This window comes from Caulobacter sp. GW822-FHT01G02, assembly GCF_058802865.1.
The window spans coordinates 1-1,365 of record NZ_JBXAON010000022.1 but is presented as its reverse complement, the minus strand read 5'-3'; the positions used below and the strand labels follow the sequence as shown (position 1 = coordinate 1,365).

Annotated in this window: 3 protein-coding genes and 1 pseudogene; all 4 read right to left on the bottom strand. The window is 64.5% G+C overall.

Annotation, left to right across the window (positions count from 1 at the left end):
- Positions 1 to 192: 192 nt before the first annotated feature.
- Positions 193 to 273, bottom strand: a pseudogene (locus tag AC1RNC_RS26080) (hypothetical protein); the annotation flags it as partial.
- A 7-nt stretch (positions 274 to 280) separates the two neighbouring features.
- Complete coding sequence (locus AC1RNC_RS26075; RefSeq protein ID WP_492888879.1) at positions 281 to 685, bottom strand: DUF805 domain-containing protein; 405 nt, start codon at positions 683 to 685, stop codon at positions 281 to 283.
- A 73-nt stretch (positions 686 to 758) separates the two neighbouring features.
- On the bottom strand, positions 759 to 1,244 hold the full coding sequence (locus AC1RNC_RS26070; RefSeq protein WP_492888878.1) for a DUF805 domain-containing protein: 486 nt from the start codon (positions 1,242 to 1,244) through the stop codon (positions 759 to 761).
- 40 nt (positions 1,245 to 1,284) lie between these two features.
- On the bottom strand, positions 1,285 to 1,365 hold an 81-nt coding region (locus AC1RNC_RS26065; protein WP_492888725.1), incomplete at its 5' end, for a hypothetical protein.

Below are 1,365 nucleotides of genomic sequence, written 5' to 3'. Positions count from 1 at the left end.
GATCCAAACGCCCTCCCCCGCGACGGGGACGGCTATGATTGTGCAGGCGGATTCAACGCGGATCATTCAGGGGCGCGTAAAAGTGATAAGTCGTTGATTTCGCGGGGTTCGGCGCCGCGAACGCCGGGGATAGATCGCATCCTATCCTCGTCAGCCACAATAATTGTCATCCCGGAAGCCTCGCAGGGGCTATCCGGGACCCAGGGGCCGGCGCATCGCGGTCGCCCCTGGGTCCCGGCTCTACGCTGCGCTTCGGCCGGGATGACAAGAATTGTGCGACCTAGATCGAGATCGTCTTCAGCGGGTTGGCCCCATAGCGGTTGGCCCCCTGCTCGCCGCCCATGACGCCCAGCTCGATGATCGCCCAGACGATCACCAGGCAGAACATGAAGTCCAGGAAGTGCTCGGGCTGCGGCCAGACGGCGATCACCGCGACCAGCACCAGCAGCGACCACCAGCCCGACCGGCCGCGATCGTGCAGGCGCTTGGACAGCACGCAGGCGCCCGAGAACAGCAGGGCCGGATAGACCAGCCAGCCGGTCAGCCAGTGCAGGGTATAGCCGGCGATGGCTTCATACAGCACCGCCACGCCGATCAGCACGCCGGCGGCGATCAGGAACGGCGTGCGCGACAGCCTGCCGTTCGACGACAGGAACAGCTCCGCCCATTCGCTACGCTCGCTCATGCCCGCCCTCTTCGAGTCGGCCACTCACCGACATCCACAATCTAGGGCCTAGGTCACGACGGAGAAAGAGCCCCTAGTCGAGGGCCAGGGGCGGCGCGCCGCCGACCGCTTTGGGCGACGGGCCATAGCGGTTGTCGCCCTTGGTCCCGTCGATCAGCCCGTAGTCGATGAACATGTAGAGCATGAACGGCAGCAGCAGGACGCTCCCCCCCGCGACCGCCAGCTGATTTCCGCTCTGGGTCAGGAACGTCAGAACCCCGCCAGAGCCGTAGAGTACGAAGAGCAAAACGCTGGTGTAGAGGGCGGACCTGTTACGGTCATGCCCGCGCTTGATGGTGATCGCCGCGGCGGGCCAAAGGAAAAGCAGGTCGAGACCAAGACGCACCAACGGCATCCGCGACGCCTCGACTAGCCCCACGCCCATCACTCCGCAGATCACGAGCAGCGCCACCAGGCGCACGATCGTCAGGCCAATGCTGGCAATCCAATACTCCGAGCGCCGGAAACGGCCGTCGAATCCGAACAAGCCGTCGATCAAGAAGTGATTCTTCTTCGCCATAAGGCGAAGCTATCAACTCCACCTGAGGTCGCAAGTCGCCTTACGCGAACTCCACCAGCACCTCATCGGCCGCGACGGGATCGCCGGACTTGGCGTTGACCGCCTTGACGACGCCGTCGCG

Coding starts and splice junctions, on each gene's coding strand:
- AC1RNC_RS26070 (WP_492888878.1), bottom strand. CDS start 1,244: ATGGCGAAGAAGAATCACTTCTTGATCGACGGCTTGTTCGGATTCGAC.
- AC1RNC_RS26075 (WP_492888879.1), bottom strand. CDS start 685: ATGAGCGAGCGTAGCGAATGGGCGGAGCTGTTCCTGTCGTCGAACGGC.